At 55.9% G+C, this 778-nt stretch carries 2 tRNA genes and 1 rRNA gene; all 3 read right to left on the bottom strand.

The window, feature by feature from the left end:
- Positions 1 to 149: 149 nt before the first annotated feature.
- The 3 genes from GTO91_RS17580 to rrf all read right to left on the bottom strand — a co-directional run bounded on the left by GTO91_RS17580 (position 150) and on the right by rrf (position 490).
- Positions 150 to 225, bottom strand: a tRNA-Ala gene (locus tag GTO91_RS17580).
- A gap of 6 nt (positions 226 to 231) precedes the next feature.
- Positions 232 to 308 (bottom strand) — tRNA-Ile (locus tag GTO91_RS17575).
- A 65-nt stretch (positions 309 to 373) separates the two neighbouring features.
- A 5S ribosomal RNA gene (gene rrf, locus GTO91_RS17570) occupies positions 374 to 490 on the bottom strand.
- Between the last annotated feature and the right edge of the window lie 288 nt (positions 491 to 778).

Below are 778 nucleotides of genomic sequence, written 5' to 3'. Positions count from 1 at the left end.
GGGTGTCACCTGTTGCGTTGCCGCTTCGGCGTCACCTGTCGCTTCTTCGCTTCGACCGTAATCGCTTGCGCTTTACCTATCCTCTGTGCAGTTTTCAAGGAGCAATGTATGATAGCAAACTCGCCTTGCAGCGAGATCACTGCAAAAAGTGGTGGAGATGAGCGGAATCGAACCGCTGACCCCCTGCTTGCAAGGCAGGTGCTCTCCCAGCTGAGCTACACCCCCACTGGATGGTGGGCCTAGGTGGACTCGAACCACCGACCTTACGATTATCAGTCGTACGCTCTAGCCAGCTGAGCTATAGGCCCATCATGACCCGTTTCGGCCTCACGCATCGCTGCGCGCGCCATCGGGTCTGCCGGTTGCCCGGCTGATCCGGCGACGTCCTACTCTCCCAGGGGCCACCGCCCCAAGTACCATCGGCGCTGGAGAGCTTAACTTCCGTGTTCGGTATGGGAACGGGTGTGACCTCTCCGCCATTGTCACCAGATCATCATATTGAGTTGTTGAGTTCCCGGCGTCTCACCGGAATACAGAGTGTATCATACCGGCTAATCAATATCAACCAGAATGTTTTTCCTCTGTATCCAGTGAACCGATTTCTCGGTCCCTCAAAATCAAACAGTTGCAATCTTGCGTGCGTTCCAGTCCGTTCAGACCTTTCCTGGTTCGTCTTACTCATAACGAGAAAGGCTGCTGCCAGGAGGTATCCGCCGGTTCGACCTCGACATCTCGCGACACAGCAGCTATTCGACCATACGGTCACCAGCGACGGCCG

The organism is Heliomicrobium undosum (assembly GCF_009877425.1).
GTDB lineage: Bacteria > Bacillota > Desulfitobacteriia > Heliobacteriales > Heliobacteriaceae > Heliomicrobium > Heliomicrobium undosum.
This window is presented reverse-complemented; position numbering and strand designations above follow the sequence as displayed.